Below are 19,370 nucleotides of genomic sequence, written 5' to 3'. Positions count from 1 at the left end.
AGACCCTCGTAACACCGATAGGAGCAATGAACAATCGATGAGAGTCCTCCTCCTCGGGGCCGATGGATTCCTCGGCCGCCATGTCGCCGAACGGCTGCTCGCGGATCCCGCCGTGCAGCTCACCGCCCTCGGGCGGAGCGACGACGCCGATGTGCGCTTCGACCTCTCCTCCGGCAGCCCCGGGGCGCTGGCGCGCTTCCTGGACGCCGTTCACCCCGGAGTGGTCGTCAACTGCGCCGGGGCGATCAGGGGCGGCGCCCGCGAGCTGACCCGGCACAACACGATCGCGGTCGCCACGGTGTGCGAGGCGATGCGCCGCAGCGGCACCGGGTCACGCCTGGTGCAGCTCGGGTGCGCGGCGGAGTACGGCCCCTCGCCGGCGGGCTCGTCCACGCCGGAGGACGCGGTGCCGCGTCCGGGGGGCCCGTACGGGGTGAGCAAGCTGGCCGGGTCGGAGCTGGTGCTGGGCTCGGGGCTGGACGCGATCGTGCTGCGGATCTTCACGCCGGTCGGCCCCGGTACGCCCACTGGGGCGCCACTGGGGCGGCTCGCGGAGGCGCTGCGGCGGGCGATGGAGAGCGGGGACGGTGACCTGAAACTCGCGGGGCTGGCGGTGCAGCGCGACTTCGTGGACGTAAGGGATGTGGCGCGGGCGGTCCATGCCGCATCCCTGTCGGCGGCACAGGGCGTGGTGAACATCGGTACCGGGCGGGCGCTGCCGATGCGCGAGGTAGCGGCCGGGCTGGCGCACGCGGCGGGCTTCGGCGGCTCCCTGTACGAGCTCGACGAACCGCAGATCGCCTACCCGGACGGCTGCGGGAACTGGCAGCAGGCCGATGTGCGCACCGCCCGCGACCGGCTCGGCTGGCGCCCCCGTATCGCGCTGGAGGAGTCGCTCGCGGACGTATGGATGGAGGCGGCATGCCGCGTCTGACCCAAGCCGGGCGCAGCATGTGAACTTTGTCCGTCTCGCGTATCCGTCTCGCGCCTCGGACCAGGTATCTCGGAATATCCGAGTGCGTGGCACTGTTACGGGGAGAACAACGTAGTACACATATGCCTACCGATCCGGAGTTCCCGTGTCGCTGCCACCCCTGGTCGAGCCCGCCGCCGAGCTCACCGTCGACGAGGTCCGCAGGTACTCCCGCCACCTGATCATCCCCGACGTCGGGATGGACGGGCAGAAGCGGCTGAAGAATGCCAAGGTCCTCTGTGTCGGTGCCGGCGGCCTGGGCTCACCCGCCCTCATGTATCTGGCCGCCGCCGGTATCGGGACCCTCGGCATCGTCGAGTTCGACGAGGTCGACGAGTCGAACCTCCAGCGCCAGATCATCCACAGCCAGGCCGACATCGGCCGCTCGAAGGCCGAGTCCGCCCGGGACTCGGTCCTCGGGATCAACCCGTACGTCAATGTCGTCCTGCACCAGGAGCGCCTGGAGGCGGAGAACGTCAAGGAGATCTTCTCCCAGTACGATCTCATCGTCGACGGCACCGACAACTTCGCGACGCGCTACCTCGTCAACGACGCGGCCGTGCTGCTCAACAAGCCGTACATCTGGGGCTCCATCTACCGCTTCGACGGCCAGGCCTCGGTCTTCTGGTCCGAGCACGGCCCCTGCTACCGCTGCCTCTACCCCGAGCCCCCGCCGCCCGGCATGGTCCCGAGCTGCGCCGAGGGCGGTGTCCTCGGCGTCCTCTGCGGCTCCATCGGCTCCATCCAGGTGACGGAGGCCATCAAGCTCCTCACCGGCATCGGCGAACCGCTCGTCGGCCGCCTGATGATCTACGACGCCCTGGAGATGACCTACCGCCAGGTCAAGGTCCGCAAGGACCCCGACTGCGCGGTCTGCGGCGAGAATCCCACCGTCACCGAGCTGATCGACTACGAGGCCTTCTGCGGCGTCGTCAGCGAGGAGGCCCAGGAGGCCGCCCTCGGCTCGACGATCACCCCGAAGCAGCTCAAGGAGTGGATCGACGACGGCGAGAACATCGACATCATCGATGTCCGGGAGCAGAACGAGTACGAGATCGTCTCCATCCCCGGCGCCCGCCTCATCCCCAAGAACGAGTTCCTGATGGGCAACGCCCTCCAGGACCTCCCCCAGAACAAGCGCATCGTCCTCCACTGCAAGACCGGCGTCCGCTCGGCGGAGGTCCTCGCCGTCCTGAAGTCGGCCGGCTTCTCCGACGCCGTGCATGTCGGCGGCGGTGTCATCGGCTGGGTCAACACCGTCGAGCCGCACAAGCCGGTCTACTGAGCGGCTCAGCACTGCTGCGCACCTTGTGAGGCCGTCGGCATCAGCCGACGGCCTCACAAATTGCCTGAGGCCGGTTCGAGATGATCCCGTCCACGCCGAACCCGGCCATCCGCGCGGCCGTCGACGCGTCGTCGACCGTCCAGGCGTTCACCTTCAGGCGGATCCCGTGCGGGCCCTTCAGACGGTGCACGGCGTCAATGTATGAGGGCGTCACGGCCGTGTAGCGCGGGTTGACCTCGTCGGCGAAGGCCGTGTACGCCTTCAGCGTGCCGAGTGCCGGACTGCCCAGCAGCCCGGTTCGTACGGCGGGGCTCAGCCGGTGTGTCGTGCGCAGCGCGGCGGCGCTGAAGCTCTGGATCACCAGCTTGTCGCGGACGTGTCCGCTGTCGAGCCAGCCCTTGGCCCGGAGCACGCCCAGCGTCTGCTGCTCGATGCCGGGGTACAGCTGCGGCTGCTTCAGCTCCAGCAGCAGCTTCTGACCCGTCCGGTTCAGCAGGTCCATGTACTGGCCCAGGGTCGGGACGCGCTCATTCCGGTACTCCTTCCCGAACCAACTGCCCGCGTCCAGCTTCTTGATCTCCGCGAGCGTGAAGTCGCCGACGTTCCAGGGGGCCCGGTTCGGGAAGATCTTCTTGGCGTTTGTCGTGCGCGTCAGCGTCGTGTCATGGATGACGACCAGCTTGCCGTCCTTCGTCCGCTGCACATCGTTCTCGACCCATTTCGTGCCCAGCGCCGAGGCCTTGCGTACGGACGCCAGCGTGTTCTCCGGCGCACGCGTCGGTGCACCCCGGTGGCCGAACACCGTCACGGTCCCCGTCCTTGTAGCGGTCTCCAGGCGCGAGTGCGCCGGCACCACGAACGCCCCCAAGCTGAGCAGTGCTGCGGCTGCGGCTGTGGTTGCGGACCCGGCCCTGAATCCGGCTGTGGTGAGGCGGCTGTTGTACATGCCTACACATTGACAGAGGGGAGCAGCACGGTGCTGAACCTCCGTCAGCGAGCGTGGCGGCACAGACCAGCAGCGTGACCTGGTCCAGGTTGGCGGTATGGCCAGGGCGTAGTCCGAAGTCGTCCGATGTTGCGCGAAGTTGGCGAAGGTTGGTTGCTCTGTTGGCGAGCCATGACGGATCTCTTTCCAGCTCTGTATTACTGGCGACGTATGGGCGCTACTCCTTGTCAAGGGTGGTCACTTAGCGCGACATTGTGTGATGTGAACCACAATAATCCGTTGCCTGTGACGCAGGAGCAGTTCTTTGACCGGCGTCTTGAATCAGTTCCCGCCGCGCGCGGGTTCGCGGCGAGAGTGCTCGCGATCTGGGGCGTACAAGAGTGCGTGGAAGACGTCCTGTTGTGCGTGTCCGAGCTCGCGACGAACGCCCTGCGGTATGGAGTGCCGGCCGGGCGGGGGTTCCTGGTGCGGCTGACGGTGCCGGACGGGGTGCTGCGGGTGGAGGTGCACGACAGCGGGGACGGCCGGCCCGAGGTGCGCCATCCGTCCGAGGAGGAGGAGGTTGGTCGGGGGCTGATGCTGGTGGGAGAGGTGGCTGACAAGTGGGGGGTGGGGGAGAGGCGGCCGGGGAAGATCGTTTGGTGTGAGTTCACGATTGGCTCACCCGAAATGCGCTGAGAGTCATCGGCGGTGACGCTTTGAAGTGCCCGTAGATGTGCATTCGTGCACTCACGCACTTGAAGGAGATTTCCGTGCGCATTCGTCGCATCCTTGCCACCAGCGCTCTTGGTGCCGCCTCGCTCGGCCTCATCGTCAGTGCCTCCGTGCCCGCCATGGCCGGGGACAATCCGCGCTCCTCTCACAAGCAGTCCAAGAAGAAGGACGACCACGGCCACAAGAAGGAAAAGGGCCACAAGAAGGAAGAGCACAGTAAGAAGGACGAGCACAGCAAGAAGGACGACTACGGCCACAAGGACTACGGCTACGGCCACAAGAAGGACTGTGACCACAAGAAGGGCTACGGCTACAAGAGTGACGGCTACGGCCATAAGAGCGACGACTACGGCCAGAAGGACGACTTCGGCTACAACGATGACAAGCGCGACCATGACGAGCACGGCGATCACAAGCACTTCGGCAAGGAGTACAGCTTTGGCGAGTCCTCCTACGGCGGCGGACTGCTGGGCGGCCTGGGCCTGATCCTTGGCGATTTTGGCCACCACGGCTTCGGCGGCCACCACGGCTTCGGCGACCACGATGGCTTCCGTCACCACAAGGGCTTTGACAAGGATTACGACAAGGGCTTTGGCAGGGACCACGAGAAGGGCTTTGACAAGGACTGCGACAAGGACCGCGACAAGGGCTACGACAAGGACCACGACGAGGACCGCGACAAGGGCTACGACAACAAGGACCGCGACGAGGACCGCGACAAGGGCTACGACAACAGCCACGAGAGCAGCCACGGCTATGGCAACGGGTGGCAGCACTGAGGCAGGCCGTTTCTGCCCTGACGGGCCCCGTCGGCTCCTGAGAGCGTGGCGGGGCCCGCACTCACGTCACTTCAGGTCGATTACGGAGATGGAGTAGATGCCCCGGCCGTGCGTGGCCGCGTGGAGCTTGCCGTCCGGGCCCAGGCCCGCGTCAGTCGGGTCGACGGGGAGGAACTGGTCGTACCAGGCCTGGACGCCCGGCGTCGGACAGTCCGCGATCCGGCTCCATGGGCCGAGCGGCGACCCGGACTTCGAGACGAAGATCCCGGCGAGCGAGCCGGGGCTCCGGCGAAACACGCGTATATGGGCGCGAGAGTGCGACGAGCCCTGCCGCGCGGAGGGGCTCGGCGCACGCTCGCGCCGCGTCAGAGGGCGCCCTTGCGCGTGAGGTGGCCGAAAGCGAGCCAGCCGGGCAGCACGGGCAGCCAGAAAGTGAGGAGCCGGTGGAGGAGGACGGCCGGGGTGGCGATCTCGTTCGGCAGCCCGGCGAGCACAAGACCCGCCGTAAGCGCCGCCTCGACGGCGCCGACGCCACCAGGGGTGGGCGCGGCGGAGCCGAGCGCGTTGCCGGCGAGGAAAACGACGGCGATGCTCGAGTAGGAGAGGCTGCCGCCGAAGGCGCGTACAGAGGCGTCGAGGCAGACGACGTAGGTCACCGTCACCATGAGGGTGCCGCCGATGCCGGTGGCGAGCTTCATCGGCTGCTGCAGTACGTCGAGCATCCGCGGCACCACACCCGCGAACAGCGACCGCACCCGCGTGGAGACGAACTTGCGCAGCGACGGAATCGCCGTGACCACCAGCGCCAGTACGCCCACCGTGAGCAGGCCCGCCATGACCGTACGGGACGGTGACAGGGACGGGGTCTTCTCCGTACCGGTGATGTAGCCGAAGATCATCAGCAGAGTGATGTGCGAGCCGAGGCCGACCAATTGCGACGCGCCGACGCTCGCCACGGCCAGCCCGGGCCGGACGCCGGACTTCTGGAGATAGCGGGTGTTGAGCGCGACCCCGCCGACGGCCGCCGGGGCGACCAGCTTCACGAACGACCCGGCGACCTGCGCCAGGACGGTCCTGCCGGGTGACAACCGCTCAGGCACAAAACCGGCCAGGGCACAGGCCGCCGCGACCTGACTCAAGGCGGAGGCCAGGAGCGCGACAAGGGCCCAGGCCCAGTCGGCCCTGGCGATGGCGTCCGTCAGCGGCACCGCACTGAGCTGCGTCAGCAGGAAGTACACGGCGAACGCGCCCGCGATGAAGGTGACCAGGGTGCGCGGCTTGATCCGCTCCAACCGGACCGGCTCCACCGGCGCCTGCGGCCGGATCAGCAGCACTTCCTGGCGGATCCGGGAGAGCAGGTCCTCCTCACGCGCCTCGTCGAGGGCCACCTCGATGGCCTTCTTCTCGGCCTTCTCGGCGCGCCGCTCGGCCTTCGTGTCAGGGCGCGACGGCACACCCTCGCTGCTTTCGCTCTCCTCCCTGGCCGCTGTGGTGGCCTTCGAGGCCTCCAGCACGGCGTCGCGCTCCCGCTGCGCCCGGTCACGCGCGAGGTGTTTGAGCGTGGCCCGGGTCGACCGGCTCAGCGCGATCGGCTGGAGCAGCGGCAGCGAGTCCGCCACCGCGTCGGGGCCCAGGACGGCCAGCGCCGAGGCCACGGCCCGCTCGGGGCCGACGCGCAGTGCCAGCGTTGTCAGCAGCTGCGCGATATCCATTCGCAGCACGAGGTCCCCGGCCGCGATCTCGCCGCCCCGCAGATCCGTCACGAACACCGCGCCCGAACGGTCCACCAGCAGCGATTCCCCGACCAGTCTTCGGTGCGCGATACGGCGCGACTGCAAGGCCCTGACCTGCTTCCAAGCGTCGTGCAGCAGCTCATTGGTGATCTCGTCGTCGCTCAGTGCGTCCAGGTTGTGGCCGCCGATGTGTTCGTACACGAGCATGACGGCGTCCGGGCCCAGCTCCGAGGTGGCGATCAGCTTCGGCGCGTTCGCCCCGGCGGCGATCGCCGCGTACGCGAGCAGTGCCTCCTGCTCCAGGGCCTGGCGCAGCGATTGGAGGCTGCGTCGCTGGTTGATGCCGCGCAATTGAAGGCGCCGCCACACCCGGTAGAAGAAGCCGTGGGCCTGCTGCTCGCGGTCGACGACCGTGACGTCGAGCGGCGGCCCGTCCTCCAACGTGACCGTATAGCGGCGTCCACGGTCGGAGTCGGGCGTGTCGGGGGTCTCCTCCTCAGCCCGTACGGCGGTGAGCGGCGCGAATCCCACCCGGCGCAGACCGGCGAGGAGGTGCTGGCCGGTGGGGCGCACATTGGGCGAGCCGACCGCGTAGAGCGTGCCGTATGCGACGGTCCAGCCGATCAGTACGGTGACGAAGATCGAGAACGGTGTCGTATAGCCGCCTACCAGCACCGCGAACGCGTCCAGTATCAGCACGCACCACAGCGCCACGCGCCAGCGCGGGCGGCGGGCCATGCCCACTGCCGTCATATAGGCGATGACCGGCGCGAGGTATCCATGTACGGGGTCGGTGAGGCCGCCCCCGGGCGCATCGCGGGTCAGGGCGTCCCTGATGGCCGCCGGGGCGGCGTCGGAGACCCACAGGTCCGTCGCGAGCGACACGCCGTGCGCGAGCACAGCCGCGAGTACACCATCGGCGATCCGCAGCCCGTCCCTCTTGATCAGCCGCTCGATCGCGTACGCGACCGGCACGATCAGCACCGCCACGCTCGCCGTCAACCCCGCGAAAGTGATCAGCGGCTGCGGCGCGTGCGTCGACCCCTTCGCGATGTCCTGCTCCACCCCGGAAGTCGTCGCGTGCGCGAACCCGGCGATGGCCAGCACGACCGCGATCCCCAGCAGCCCGAGCACAAACCGCATCAGATCCACCGGCCGGTGCACCCGCGCCGGCAGCAGCGGCTCGTCCCGCGCCACCGGATCAATCCGCGCGGCCCCCGCGTCGTCGGCTTCCGGTCCCTCCGCAGGGGCCTCCGGCGCGTCCGTGGAGCCGTCCCCAAGGCTGTTCGCGGGCATGGCGGCATCAGCCCCCGGCACTTGGGCGCCCTCGGCAGGGGGCGCGCCGGATTCGGCGTTCTGCTGCCCTGCTGTCTCTTTTTGCTCTCGTATCACCTGTCACCGCCCGGAAGATGGTGGCACGAGCCGTCGGCAGATGGATGCACGAGGGGGCAATCGGCCATCGTGGCCCGTTGTCGGTGGGCTGGGGGAGGATGTGAAGAGTGAGTGGACAAGAGCTGTCGGAGAGCGCGATCCCGCTGTACGCCGAGCGGGTGCTCGGCGTGGCGGAGATGATCCCGCGCGGCCGGGTCATGACCTACGGGGACGTCGCGGAATGGCTGGAAGAGGGGGGCCCGCGCCAGGTGGGCCGGGCCATGGCGCTGTACGGCGGACCGGTGCCGTGGTGGCGCGTGGTGCGCTCGGACGGGGTGCTGCTGCCGGGCCACGAGCTGCGCGCCCTCGCGTGCTACCGCGAGGAGGGCACGCCGCTGCGCGATGCCTCGCGCAGCTCCGACGACCACATACCGCGGCTGGACATGCGACGGGCCCGCTGGGACGGCAAAGTCCCCGGTGACGACTGACGACCGGTTGCTCACATCATCCAGCTTCCGCCATTCGGCCCCGGTCCATGCGCCGGGCAGTCCGTACGGAGTACGGAGTAATCCTGGGCGGACCCGGCGATTCCGGTGATCCTTCCGGCGTTCCGCTGACACGCAGGAGGCGCCCGCACAAGGGTGGGGCCTGTGCGGCGGTGTCTTCGCGGCTCCCGAAGACAGGGCTCCGCACTGCGGCGCGGCCCGTGGCGTACCGTCGGCACGGTGCCGCACAGGCGGCACACCGCCCTCCCGCAGCGCACGAGGACCACACGTCCGCGACCATGACAGGCACCTCCACAGAACCGGCAACCTACGTGACCTCCTCCGCATCTTCCGCTCCCTCCGCACCACGAACGGCCCGCCCGGCCCCGGGCGGGCCCGGCGGTTACCGGCTGCTGAGAACCCCGCCCGTGCGGCCCGCACCCCCTGTGCTGGACGCCGCCCAGCGCGCGGTGGTTGAGCACCCGGACGGGCCGCTGCTGGTTCTGGCAGGGCCGGGCACCGGCAAGACCACCACCCTCGTCGAGGCGGTCGCCGAGCGGGTGCGGCGCGGCACCGCGCCCGAACGGATCCTCGTACTCACCTTCAGCCGCAAGGCGGCGGTCGAGCTGCGCGATCGCATGGCCGCCCGGATGCGCGGCGTGACCGCCCCGCAGGCCACCACCTTCCACTCCTTCTGCTACGCCCTGGTCCGGGCCCACCAGGACCCCGAGCTGTTCGCCGACCCGCTGCGGCTGATGTCCGGACCCGAACAGGACGTCGTCGTACGCGACCTGCTGGCCGGCCAGGCCGACCTGGAACGCGCCGGACGTGCGTCGGTGCGCTGGCCCGACGAGCTGCGCGCCGCCCTCACCACACGCGGCTTCGCGGACGAGGTGCGCGCGGTGCTGGCCCGCAGCCGCGAGCTGGGCCTGGGCCCCGGTGCACTCTCGGCCTTCGCACGGCGCATCGGGCGGCCGGACTGGTCGGCGGCGGCGTCCTTCCTCGCGGAGTATCTGGACGTCCTCGACCTCCAGGGCGTCACCGACTACGCGGAACTGGTGCACCGGGCGGTGCTGCTGGCCGAGCGTCCCGAGGTCGCAGCCGTGCTCTCCGGCCAGTACGAGGCCGTATTCGTCGACGAGTACCAGGACACCGACCCGGCACAGGTGCGGCTGCTGCACGCCCTGGCGGGCCAGGGCCGCACCCTTGTCGCCTTCGGCGACCCCGATCAGTCCATCTACGCCTTCCGTGGCGCCGATGTGAACGGCATCCTCGACTTCCCGCACGCCTTCCCGCACCGCGACAGCACCCCCGCCCAGGTCCGCGTCCTCACCGTCTCCCGCCGCGCCGGCGCCGGCCTCCTCACCGCCACCCGCCTCCTCACCCGCCGTATGCCCCTCACCCGCCTTCCCACCCACGCCGTCCGCGCCCACCGCGACCTCACCGCGGTCCGGGACGGGGGCACAGTCGCCGTCCGTACCTACCCAACTCCCGGCGCCGAACTCGACGGCATCGCCGATCTCCTCCGCCGCGCCCACCTGGAAGACGGCATCCCCTGGCGCGACATGTCCGTCCTCCTCCGCGCCGGCTCACGCTCCATCCCCGGCCTCCGCCGCGCCCTCACCTCCGCCGGCGTCCCCGTCGACATCGACGGCGACGACCTCCCGCTCCGCCACGAACCTGCCGTCGCCCCTTTGCTGCTGGCCCTCCGTGTCGCCGCCCACGGCGCGGTGAACGGCGCCGAGCTCACCGTCGAGGACGCTCTCACCCTCCTCTCCTCCCCCCTCGGCGGTATGGACGCCGCCGACCTGCGGCGCCTCGGCCGCGCCCTGCGCGAGGAGGAGCGGGCGGCAGGCCGTGCCGTGCCGCGCCCGTCCGACGTGCTCATCGCCGAGGCGCTCGCACACCCGGAGCAGCTCGTCGCGCACGACCCCGCGTTCACCCGCGGGGCGCAGCGGCTCGGACTGCTGCTGCGCAAGGCACGGGAGCTGCTGGCCGGCGGCGGCTCCGCCGAAGAGGCCCTGTGGGGCCTGTGGGACGGCACACCGTGGCCCGCCCGGCTGGAGCGGTCCGCGACGCGCGGCGGGGCGGCGGGCCGCAACGCCGACCGGGACCTGGACGCCGTATGCGCGCTCTTCGAGACCGCCACGCGGGCGGAGGAGCGCACCGGCGGGCGGGGTGCGCTGAACTTCCTGGAGGAGATCGAGGCCCAGGACATCGCCGCCGATCTGCTCACCCGGCGCACAGTGCGGCCCGACGCCGTTCGGCTGATGACCGCGCACCGCTCAAAGGGCCTGGAATGGCGGCTGGTCGTAGTCGCCGGCGTACAGGAAGGCCTCTGGCCCGACCTGCGGCGCCGGGGCTCGCTGCTCGAAGCGGACCGGATCGGCCGCGACGGCCTGGCGGAGCCCCTCACACCGGGCGCACTGCTCGCGGAGGAGCGCAGGCTCTTCTACGTCGCCGCCACACGAGCCAAGGAGCGGCTCGTCGTCACCGCCGTCAAGGCCGCCGCCGACGACGGTGACCAGCCCTCCCGCTTCCTCACCGAGCTCGGCGTCGAGCCCGTCGATGTCACCCACCGCGCGCGCCGCCCGCTCTCCGTCGCCGCTCTCGTCGCCGAGCTGCGCGCCACCACCGTCGACCCCGCCGCCTCCGCCGCCCTCCGCGAAGCCGCCGCCGTACGTCTCGCACGCCTCGCCGCACTCAACGACAACGGCCACCCCCTCGTCCCCGCCGCCCACCCCGACCGCTGGTGGGGCCTCTACGAGCCGACCCGCTCCGCCGTCCCCCTCCGCGACCGCGACACGCCCGTCGCCCTCTCCGGCAGTGCCCTGGACCAGCTCGCCAACACCTGCTCCCTGCAGTGGTTCCTCGGGCGCGAAGTGAAGGCCGAGCCGCCCTCCACCGCCGCCCAGGGCTTCGGAAACGTCGTCCATGTGCTGGCCGACGAGGTCGCCTCCGGACACACCCCGGCCGACCTTGACGTATTGATGGAGCGCCTGGACTCCGTGTGGGACGCCCTGGCCTTCGACGCGCCGTGGAAATCGCACCAGGAGAAGGAAAACGCCCGCGCCGCCCTTGAACGCTTCCTGCGCTGGCACGTCATGGAGCGAGGCCGCACCTCTATCGCCTCCGAACACGGCTTCGACGTCACCCTGGAGGCCGGCGAAGTCGCGGTCCGCATCCGCGGCAGCATGGACCGCGTCGAAACGGATGCGGCGGGCCGCGCCTACGTGGTCGACTTCAAGACTGGCCGCCCCCCTAAGCCGTCCGCTGACGCGGTCGCCCATCACCCTCAGCTCGCCGTCTACCAACTCGCGGTCCGTGAGGGCGCCGTCGACTCCCTCTTCTCCGACCCCCGCCCGGCTCCCGGCGGCGCCGAACTCGTCCAACTCCGCATCGGTGCCGCCGCCCGCGACGGCGGCGACGCCCTACCCGCGGTGCAGGCCCAGGACCCGCTGGCCGGTGCCTGGGCCGAGGACCTCCTCGCCACCGCCGCCGGCCGCGTCCTGGACGAACGCTTCACCCCCGCCACCGGTCAGCACTGCACCCACTGCGCCTTCCAGGCCTCCTGCAGCGCCCGCCCCGAAGGCCGCCACGTAATCGACTAGCCGCGCCTTCGCCGGGCTGGCCGGAACGGCGCCGGGTTCCACCGGTGCGGATTGCTTCCCCTCTGCCAGGGTTGCCGAGCCTCCCCCAGCTACCTCCCCCAGCCTTCGGCCGGGAGGTGCCCCCAGGAGGTGCCCCCGCAAACGCCGGACGGGCTGGGTTGTCGTGCGTGCCGGCACGCGATGTGGTGGTGGGGGTCGGGGCCGCTGTGGGGTGATCTCCTCGGGGCTCGCGCGTGCGGGTCCGCAGGAAACGCACCCGGGGTGCATGTGCTCGTCCCCTGCGGGGACACCCCGGCACGTCCCCTCCCGGCCGGACAGGCGCGTGACGCCCCGCTCGGGGCGGAGACCGTAAAACCAAAGCCCCGCGCGCCGGGCAACCCCCGGGGTGACCGCGGGACACAACCCACCGTGAGGCGCTGAACCGGGCCGGAGGGGGCGGTGCAGGGGTGTCCCCGCAGACTTTGTCGCCGTATGCCGATGGCGCATGGTGCAGGGGGTGCTGGCGACACTGTCGTGGGGGCACTTCCCAGCGGTAGCTGGTGGGGGCACCTCCCGGCCGAAGGCTGGGGGAGGATCGGCAACCCCGGCACCGGGGGCACCCGCCGTCGCACCGGTCAGCCCGGCGCAGCCGCACCGGGCCGGCGATGTCAGCGGGGCCGGATAGCCTCACTGGGTGACAGCCCGCATCACCGACCCCGAGCAGCTCAAGGAGCTGCTGGGCATCCCCTTCACCCCGGAGCAGACGGCGTGCATTACCGCCCCTCTCGCCCCGCAGGTCATCGTGGCCGGAGCGGGCTCCGGGAAGACGACCGTGATGGCGGCCCGCGTCGTCTGGCTGGTCGGCACCGGCCAAGTCGCGCCGGAGCAGGTGCTGGGCCTCACGTTCACGAACAAGGCCGCCGGTGAACTGACCGAGCGTGTACGCAAAGCCCTGCTGAAGGCCGGGATCACCGATCCGGACCCGGCCGCCCCGGCCGACCCAACAGACCCGGCGAACGCCGCCCCCGGCGAACCGCAGATCTCGACGTACCACGCGTTCGCCGGCCAGCTCCTCAAGGAGCACGGCCTGCGCATAGGCCTCGAACCCTCCGCCCGCCTCCTCGCGGATGCGACCCGCTACCAGCTCGCCGCGAAGGTCCTCCGGTCCGCACCCGGCCCGTTCCCGGCGCTGACCAAGGGCATCCCGACCCTCGTAAGCGACCTGCTCGCCCTGGAAGGCGAGCTCGCAGAGCACCTCGTGCCGCCCGACCGGCTCCAGGCGTACGACGAGGAGCTCCTGCACATCCTCGAAGGCGTCCGCCTCACCAACGCCGAGCTTCGCAAGCTCCCCGAGACCGCCCGGGCCCGGCTGGACCTCGCCGGGCTGGCCATCGCGTACCGCGAAGCGAAAAAGCAGCGCGACCTGCTCGACTTCGGCGACCAGATCGCGCTGTCCGCGACCCTCGCACAGGGCCGCCCCGAGGTGGGGCGGATCCTGCGCGAGCAGTACCGGGTCGTCCTCCTCGACGAGTACCAGGACACCTCCGTGGCGCAGCGACTGCTGCTCGCCGGGCTGTTCGGCGACGGCAATGGCGGCACCGGCCACCCGGTGACGGCTGTCGGCGACCCCTGCCAGGCGATCTACGGCTGGCGCGGCGCGTCCGTGGCGAACCTGGACGACTTCCCGGTCCACTTCCCGCACACCGACGGCTCGCCCTCCGACCGCTACTCCCTCTCCGAGAACCGCCGGAGCGGCGGCCGTCTCCTCGATCTGGCCAACGGCCTCGCCACCGAGCTGCGGGCCCGCCACGAGGGCGTCGAGGCCCTGCGCCCGGCACCAGGCGCGGAGCGTGACGGGGTCGTGCGGTGCGCCCTGCTCCCTACCCAGGCCGACGAGATCACCTGGCTCGCCGACTCAATCGCGCACCTGGTGCGCACCGGCACCGCCCCCGGCGAGATCGCCGTCCTGTGCCGCACCACGAGCCACTTCGCCGACATCCATGCGGCGCTGGTCGCCCGCGACATTCCCGTCGAGGTCGTGGGCCTGTCCGGCCTGCTGCATCTGCCTGAGGTCGCCGACCTGGTCGCCGTGTGCGAGGTGCTGCACGATCCGACCGCGAACGCGTCCCTGGTGCGGCTGCTGACCGGCCCGCGCTGGCGCATCGGCCCGCGTGACCTGGCGCTTCTGGGCCGCCGTGCGCGCCTCCTCGTCCCGTACGGGGCGGGGGGAGGAGCGGGAGGGGAGAGCGAGGACCGCCTTGCCGCAGCGGTGGAGGGCACCGACCCGGCCGAAGTCGTGTCGCTCGCTGACGCGCTGGAGACCTTCCTCGATGCCGATCCGGGCGATGACCTGCCGTTCTCGCCGGAGGCCCGGGTCCGATTCGCCCGCTTGGCCACGGAGATCCGCGACCTGCGGCGGGCGCTCACCGAGCCGTTGATGGACGTCCTGCACAGGGTGCTTGCCGTCACCGGGCTGGAGGTCGAGCTCGCCGCCTCTCCGCACGCGCTCGCCGCCCGCCGCCGTGAGACGCTCAGCGCCTTTCTCGACATCGCCGCGAACTTCGCGGCCCTGGACGGTGACGCGACGCTGCTGGCTTTCCTCGGCTTCCTGCACACTGCCGCGCAGTACGAGAAGGGCCTGGACAGCTCGCTCCCCGGCGGCGAGAACACGGTGAAAGTGCTTACCGCGCACAAGTCCAAGGGCCTGGAGTGGGATGTCGTCGCCATCCCCGGCCTGGTACGGAAGGGCTTCCCGAGCGAGCGTGGCCGCGAGCTGTGGCCGTCGAACGCGAAGGTGCTGCCGCACGGGCTGCGCGGCGACGCGGACACCCTCCCCGATGTCGCCGAGTGGACCAGGGCGGGCCTGGAGGCCTTCAGGCAGGACATGGCCGAGCACAACCGCATCGAGGAGCTCCGCCTCGGCTATGTCACCTTCACCCGGCCCCGGTCCCTCCTCCTCGGCTCCGGCCACTGGTGGGGGCCCACCCAGAAGAGGCCCTTCGGACCGTCCGCCTTCCTGGACGCCCTGCGTGTGCACTGCGAGGCCGGCTACGGCGAGATCGAGCAGTGGACCGACCCCCCGCCCGACGACGCCCAGAACCCTGCCCTGGAACACCCCGCCGAGTACGCCTGGCCCCTGCCCCTCGATCCGACGGCCCTGGAACGCCGCCGCCAGGCCGCCCGCACCGTCCTGGCCCATCTCGCTGCCCCGCCGGAGCCGGAGCCGAAGCCGGAACCTGAGCCGGAACCTGAGCCGGCGCCGCCGGACGAGTTCGCGGACGACGAACACGACTGGGACAGCTGGGACGATTGGGACGACTTGGCCACCGGTCGTCCGCAACAGGTGCACGAGACGGCGCCGCCCGCGCAGCCGTCACCGCCACCGCGCCTGTCACTGCCGCGACAGACGCCCGCACCGGCCCCCGAGGAGGCCCGGCTCATCGCTTCCTGGGACCGTGACCTCGACGCGCTCGCCGGGGAGCTGCGCCGCGCCCGCGCCACTGTGCGGGACGTACCCGTGCCGCCCGTTCTCAGCGCCTCGCAGCTCGTCCGGCTGGCGGCCGACCCCGATGGCTTCGCGCGCGAGCTGGCCCGCCCGATGCCGCGTCCGCCGCAGCCCGCCGCGCGCCGCGGCACCCGTTTCCACGCGTGGGTGGAGTCCCGCTTCGAACCGCTGCCGCTCCTGCTCCCCGAGGATCTCCCCGGCATCGAGGGCGACGACGAGATCGAGGATGAGCGCGATCTCGCCGCCCTGAAGGATGCCTTCCTCCGCACGCCGTACGCCGAGCGCAGCCCCTACCGCGTCGAGGCGCCTTTCCAGCTCACCCTCGCCGGCCGGGTGATCCGCGGCCGTATCGACGCGGTGTACCGCGAGCGGGACGAGGGCGGTACGGCGTACGAGATCGTCGACTGGAAGACCAACCGTTCCCGCTCCGCCGACGACCTCCAGCTGGCCGTCTACCGGCTCGCCTGGGCGGAGCAGCACAATGTGCCCCTCGACCGAGTCACCGCCGCCTTCCTCTACGTCCGTACGGGCGAGATCATCCGTCCCACGGACCTTCCCGACCGGCCCGCACTCGAACGCCTGCTTCTCGACGAGGCCGACGTCTGAGCCGGAGCCCGGGCCGAAGCGTTCGCCGGTCCCCGATAGGCTGGACGCTATGAGCACCACCCCGGACAGCGCCGTCCGCGCGTACATCGACGTCAATCGGGAGGCGTTCCTCGGCGATCTCGCCGAATGGCTCCGCATCCCGTCCGTATCCGCCGACCCCGCGCGGAACGCCGACGTACGCCGGAGCGCCGAGTGGCTGGCGGCGAAACTCGCCGGTACCGGCTTCCCGGTGACGGAGATCTGGGAAACCCCGGGCGCGCCGGCCGTCTTCGCGGAGTGGCCGTCCGGCGACCCGCGGGCGCCGACGGTCCTGGTGTACGGGCACCATGACGTCCAGCCCGCCGATATCGGCGACGGCTGGGACACCGACCCCTTCGAGCCGGTGACGCGTGACGGCCGGCTGTACGCCCGTGGCGCGGCCGATGACAAGGGCCAGGTGTTCTTCCACACACTCGGCGTCCGCGCGCACCTCGCCGCGACCGGCCGCAGCGCCCCCGCCGTCAATCTCAAGCTGCTTGTCGAGGGTGAGGAGGAGTCGGGCTCCCCGAACTTCCCCGCCCTGGTCGCGGCGCGCGCCGGCCGCCTGGCTTGCGACGTGGCGATCGTGTCGGACACCGGCATGTGGGCGGCGGACACCCCGACGGTCTGCACGGGCATGCGCGGCCTCGCCGAGTGCCAGATCGACCTTTTCGGGCCGGACCAGGACATTCACTCCGGGTCCTTCGGCGGGGCGGTGCCGAATCCCGCCACCGAAGCGGCCCGTCTGGTGGCGGCGCTGCACGACGCGGACAGCCGGGTCGCGGTGCCGGGCTTCTACGACGGGGTGACGGACCTGGCGCCCCGGGAGCGTGAGCTCTTCGCCGAGCTGCCCTTCGACGAGAACGAATGGCTCCGTACGGCGGTGTCGTACGCGCCGCTCGGCGAGGCGGGCCACAGCACCCTGGAAAGGATCTGGGCGCGCCCGACCGCTGAGGTGAACGGCATATACAGCGGTTACCAGGGCCCCGGCGGCAAGACGATCATCCCGGCGGAGGCCCACCTGAAGCTGTCGTTCCGGCTGGTCGCGGGCCAGGACCCGGAAAAGGTCCAGCGTTTGGTGGCCGACTGGGCCGAGGACCACCTCCCGGACGGCATCCGTCACCGCATCACCTGGCTGGGCGCGACACGCCCGTGCCTGACCCCGCTGGACCACCCTGCGCTGCAGTCGGTCGTCCGGTCGATGGCGAGAGCCTTCGGCAGAGAGGTCAGATTCACCCGGGAGGGTGGTTCCGGCCCGGCCGCGGACCTCCAGGACGTGCTGGATGTACCTGTCCTGTTCCTGGGAATTTCCGTGCCGTCCGACGGTTGGCACTCAGTGAACGAGAAGGTTGAACTCGACCTGCTCCTCAAGGGCGTCGAGACCACCGCTTACCTGTGGGGAGATTTGGGATCCTCCGCTTTGTAACCATCCGCATATGAGTGGGAGTTGGAAGCAGCCTTGTCCGGAAACGGATTCGACCTCAACCACCGGCCGGTGCCCCTGGCGCAGGCCGTCGTGGACCGCGCCGCCAACAACCGCCTCGACGAGGCGTGGCTGGCTGCGGCCTGGAGCCATCCGACCACCCGGGTCTTCGTGGTATCCGGCGGCCAGGTGCTGGTCGAGGACACGGACGATGGCCCTCGGCTCGTCATGACCCCGTCCTTCGACGCACCGCTCACCGAGATGCACCGGTACTTCCTCGGGATCGATGAGGAGGGCGTGCGGTACTTCGCTCTGCAGAAGGACGCGCTTCCCGGCCGGATCGACGCCGATGAGCGTCCCGCCGGGCTCCGCGAGGTGGGCGGCCTGCTGCCGGAGCTGGAGGCGGGCCTGATGGTGCACGCCGTCGCGCTGGAGAACTGGCAGCGTATGCACCGTTTCTGCTCGCGCTGCGGGGAGCGCACCGTCATCGCGGCGGCCGGCCACATCCGCCGCTGCCCGGCCTGCGGGGCCGAGCACTACCCCCGTACCGATCCGGCCGTGATCATGTTGGTGACGGACGACGAGGATCGCGCGCTGCTCGGCCGCCAGGTGCACTGGCCGGAGGGCCGGTTCTCCACTCTCGCGGGATTTGTGGAGCCGGGCGAGTCGATCGAGCAGGCCGTGGTCCGAGAGGTCGCGGAGGAGGCGGGTGTGACGGTCGGCGAGGTGTCGTATGTCGCGAGCCAGCCCTGGCCGTTTCCGTCGAGCCTGATGCTGGGCTTCATGGCGCGGGCGACATCGTCCGAGATCAATGTCGACGGCGACGAGATCCACGAGGCCCGGTGGTTCTCCCGCGAGGACATCCGCGAGGGCATCGAGTCCGGTGAGATCTTGCCGCCGTCGGGTATCTCCATTGCCGCACGGCTCATCGAGATCTGGTACGGCAAGCCACTACCACTGGCGCCGCTCCTTCTCTAGCTCTTTGCAGACGGCGAAGACGGTGATCGTGTACGCACGAGTGCGTTCCCTCGTGTTCGCGAACGGTGTGGTCACCCCTGTCCAGGCCCTGTCCGCGGTGGGGTACGTTCCGGTGACGGCGACGCGGTCAGGGGCGTCGGTCTGGACGCCGCCCCCGACGACGCGCTCGTCTTCGCGCTCGCAGCGGACGGTGAGCGTGCGCGCGGTACGCACGTTCTCTCCCTTCTCTCCCTTCTCTGTCTCCTCTTCCGGCACGCGAACGGTCCGCGTCACGATGCGGATCCTGTCGAACTCGCCCTTGCTCTTGCTGCTCTGGCCAGCGGTCGTCGTGCCGGGACGGACGCCGTCGGCCGTCGCGGCGACGGCGCCCGAAAACACCAGGGCTGCGGCCAGGGCAGGGGCTATGAGAGTGGACTTCACGGGACTTCCTTCCAGATAACGAGGAGGAGGATGAAAACGGCGAAGTCGACATATGCGACGAAGCCGTCACTCCAAGAAGTAAGTCCTGTTCTCCTGACGGGCATCCTGGGCGCGCCCATCAGGGTTCACCGGCGTCCCCCGGGTAAAAGGGACGCCCCCTCAGGCCGGGCCGGAGGGGGCGTCACCTATGTGCGGTAGCGCTGTCGGACTCGGGCTCAGACGCCGAGCTTCTGCTTGACCTGCGCCAACGAGGGGTTCGGCAGCGCCGAGCCGTCGGGGAAAAGCACGGTCGGCACCAGCTGGTTGCCGCCGTTGACGCTCTCGACGAACTTCGCGGACTCCGGGTCGTGCTCGATGTTGATCTCGGTGTAGCCGATTCCCTCGCGGTCCATCTGCCCCTTGAGCCGCCGGCAGTATCCGCACCAGGTGGTGCTGTACATGGTCACAGTGCCCGACATCTGTTTTCGCTCCTCACGACCAGGGTGGCCGGACCGGGGTGGATCCGACCAATCGGTGAACGCTAACCCGCTCCTCCCGCATTCCT

General features: G+C 70.5%; 14 protein-coding genes. 9 read left to right on the top strand and 5 right to left on the bottom strand.

The window, feature by feature from the left end:
- Positions 1-37 precede the first annotated feature (37 nt).
- Both FCI23_RS16600 and moeZ read left to right on the top strand, forming a co-directional pair.
- Entirely contained in the window at positions 38-934 is an 897-nt protein-coding gene (locus FCI23_RS16600; protein WP_136724663.1) for an NAD-dependent epimerase/dehydratase family protein, read from the top strand.
- 145 nt (positions 935-1,079) lie between these two features.
- Positions 1,080-2,258 carry an adenylyltransferase/sulfurtransferase MoeZ gene (gene moeZ / locus FCI23_RS16595; protein WP_136724662.1) on the top strand — a complete coding sequence of 393 codons (1,179 nt, stop codon included), beginning with the start codon at positions 1,080-1,082 and terminating at the stop codon, positions 2,256-2,258.
- 40 nt (positions 2,259-2,298) lie between these two features.
- Here the strand turns inward: moeZ and FCI23_RS16590 are convergent, their stop codons facing one another.
- Positions 2,299-3,204, bottom strand: a complete 906-nt coding sequence (locus tag FCI23_RS16590; protein WP_136724661.1) for a glycerophosphodiester phosphodiesterase — start codon at positions 3,202-3,204, stop codon at positions 2,299-2,301.
- A gap of 261 nt (positions 3,205-3,465) precedes the next feature.
- Here FCI23_RS16590 and FCI23_RS16585 point away from each other — a divergent pair, with 261 nt between their 5' ends.
- Positions 3,466-3,882: an ATP-binding protein gene (locus tag FCI23_RS16585; RefSeq protein ID WP_407645973.1), complete on the top strand. Its 417-nt coding sequence runs from the start codon at positions 3,466-3,468 to the stop codon at positions 3,880-3,882.
- A gap of 74 nt (positions 3,883-3,956) precedes the next feature.
- Positions 3,957-4,697, top strand: a complete 741-nt coding sequence (locus tag FCI23_RS16580) for a hypothetical protein (RefSeq protein WP_136724660.1) — start codon at positions 3,957-3,959, stop codon at positions 4,695-4,697.
- Between the two features lie 66 nt (positions 4,698-4,763).
- Here FCI23_RS16580 and FCI23_RS16575 read toward each other — a convergent pair whose 3' ends face one another.
- Positions 4,764-4,994, bottom strand: a complete 231-nt coding sequence (locus tag FCI23_RS16575; protein ID WP_136724659.1) for a hypothetical protein — start codon at positions 4,992-4,994, stop codon at positions 4,764-4,766.
- A gap of 68 nt (positions 4,995-5,062) precedes the next feature.
- Positions 5,063-7,726, bottom strand: coding sequence for a lysylphosphatidylglycerol synthase transmembrane domain-containing protein (locus FCI23_RS16570; RefSeq protein WP_136724658.1), 2,664 nt, complete (start codon positions 7,724-7,726; stop codon positions 5,063-5,065).
- Positions 7,727-7,929: 203 nt separating this feature from the next.
- Here FCI23_RS16570 and FCI23_RS16565 point away from each other — a divergent pair, with 203 nt between their 5' ends.
- From FCI23_RS16565 to nudC, 5 genes are all read left to right on the top strand, one after another.
- Positions 7,930-8,289, top strand: a complete 360-nt coding sequence (locus FCI23_RS16565; protein WP_246143745.1) for an MGMT family protein — start codon at positions 7,930-7,932, stop codon at positions 8,287-8,289.
- Positions 8,290-8,585: 296 nt separating this feature from the next.
- Positions 8,586-11,897 (top strand): ATP-dependent helicase, encoded by a 3,312-nt coding sequence (locus tag FCI23_RS16560; RefSeq protein WP_136724657.1) that lies wholly within the window; start codon positions 8,586-8,588, stop codon positions 11,895-11,897.
- Positions 11,898-12,570: 673 nt separating this feature from the next.
- Positions 12,571-15,987 (top strand): ATP-dependent DNA helicase, encoded by a 3,417-nt coding sequence (locus FCI23_RS16555; RefSeq protein WP_136724656.1) that lies wholly within the window; start codon positions 12,571-12,573, stop codon positions 15,985-15,987.
- A gap of 49 nt (positions 15,988-16,036) precedes the next feature.
- Positions 16,037-17,431 carry a dipeptidase gene (locus FCI23_RS16550; protein ID WP_136724655.1) on the top strand — a complete coding sequence of 465 codons (1,395 nt, stop codon included), beginning with the start codon at positions 16,037-16,039 and terminating at the stop codon, positions 17,429-17,431.
- Positions 17,432-17,464: 33 nt separating this feature from the next.
- Positions 17,465-18,406, top strand: coding sequence for an NAD(+) diphosphatase (gene nudC, locus FCI23_RS16545; RefSeq protein ID WP_136724654.1), 942 nt, complete (start codon positions 17,465-17,467; stop codon positions 18,404-18,406).
- Here the strand turns inward: nudC and FCI23_RS16540 are convergent.
- On the bottom strand, positions 18,380-18,826 hold the full coding sequence (locus FCI23_RS16540) for a hypothetical protein (RefSeq protein ID WP_136724653.1): 447 nt from the start codon (positions 18,824-18,826) through the stop codon (positions 18,380-18,382). The genes nudC and FCI23_RS16540 overlap by 27 nt on opposite strands.
- Before the next feature lie 215 nt (positions 18,827-19,041).
- Positions 19,042-19,284, bottom strand: a complete 243-nt coding sequence (locus tag FCI23_RS16535) for a mycoredoxin (protein ID WP_136724652.1) — start codon at positions 19,282-19,284, stop codon at positions 19,042-19,044.
- Positions 19,285-19,370: the final 86 nt, after the last annotated feature.

Origin of the sequence: Actinacidiphila oryziradicis (genome assembly GCF_005047355.1) — a bacterium.
Classification (GTDB): domain Bacteria; phylum Actinomycetota; class Actinomycetes; order Streptomycetales; family Streptomycetaceae; genus Actinacidiphila; species Actinacidiphila oryziradicis.
Note: the sequence above shows the minus strand (reverse complement) of the source record. Positions and strands in the feature narration are given on the sequence as shown.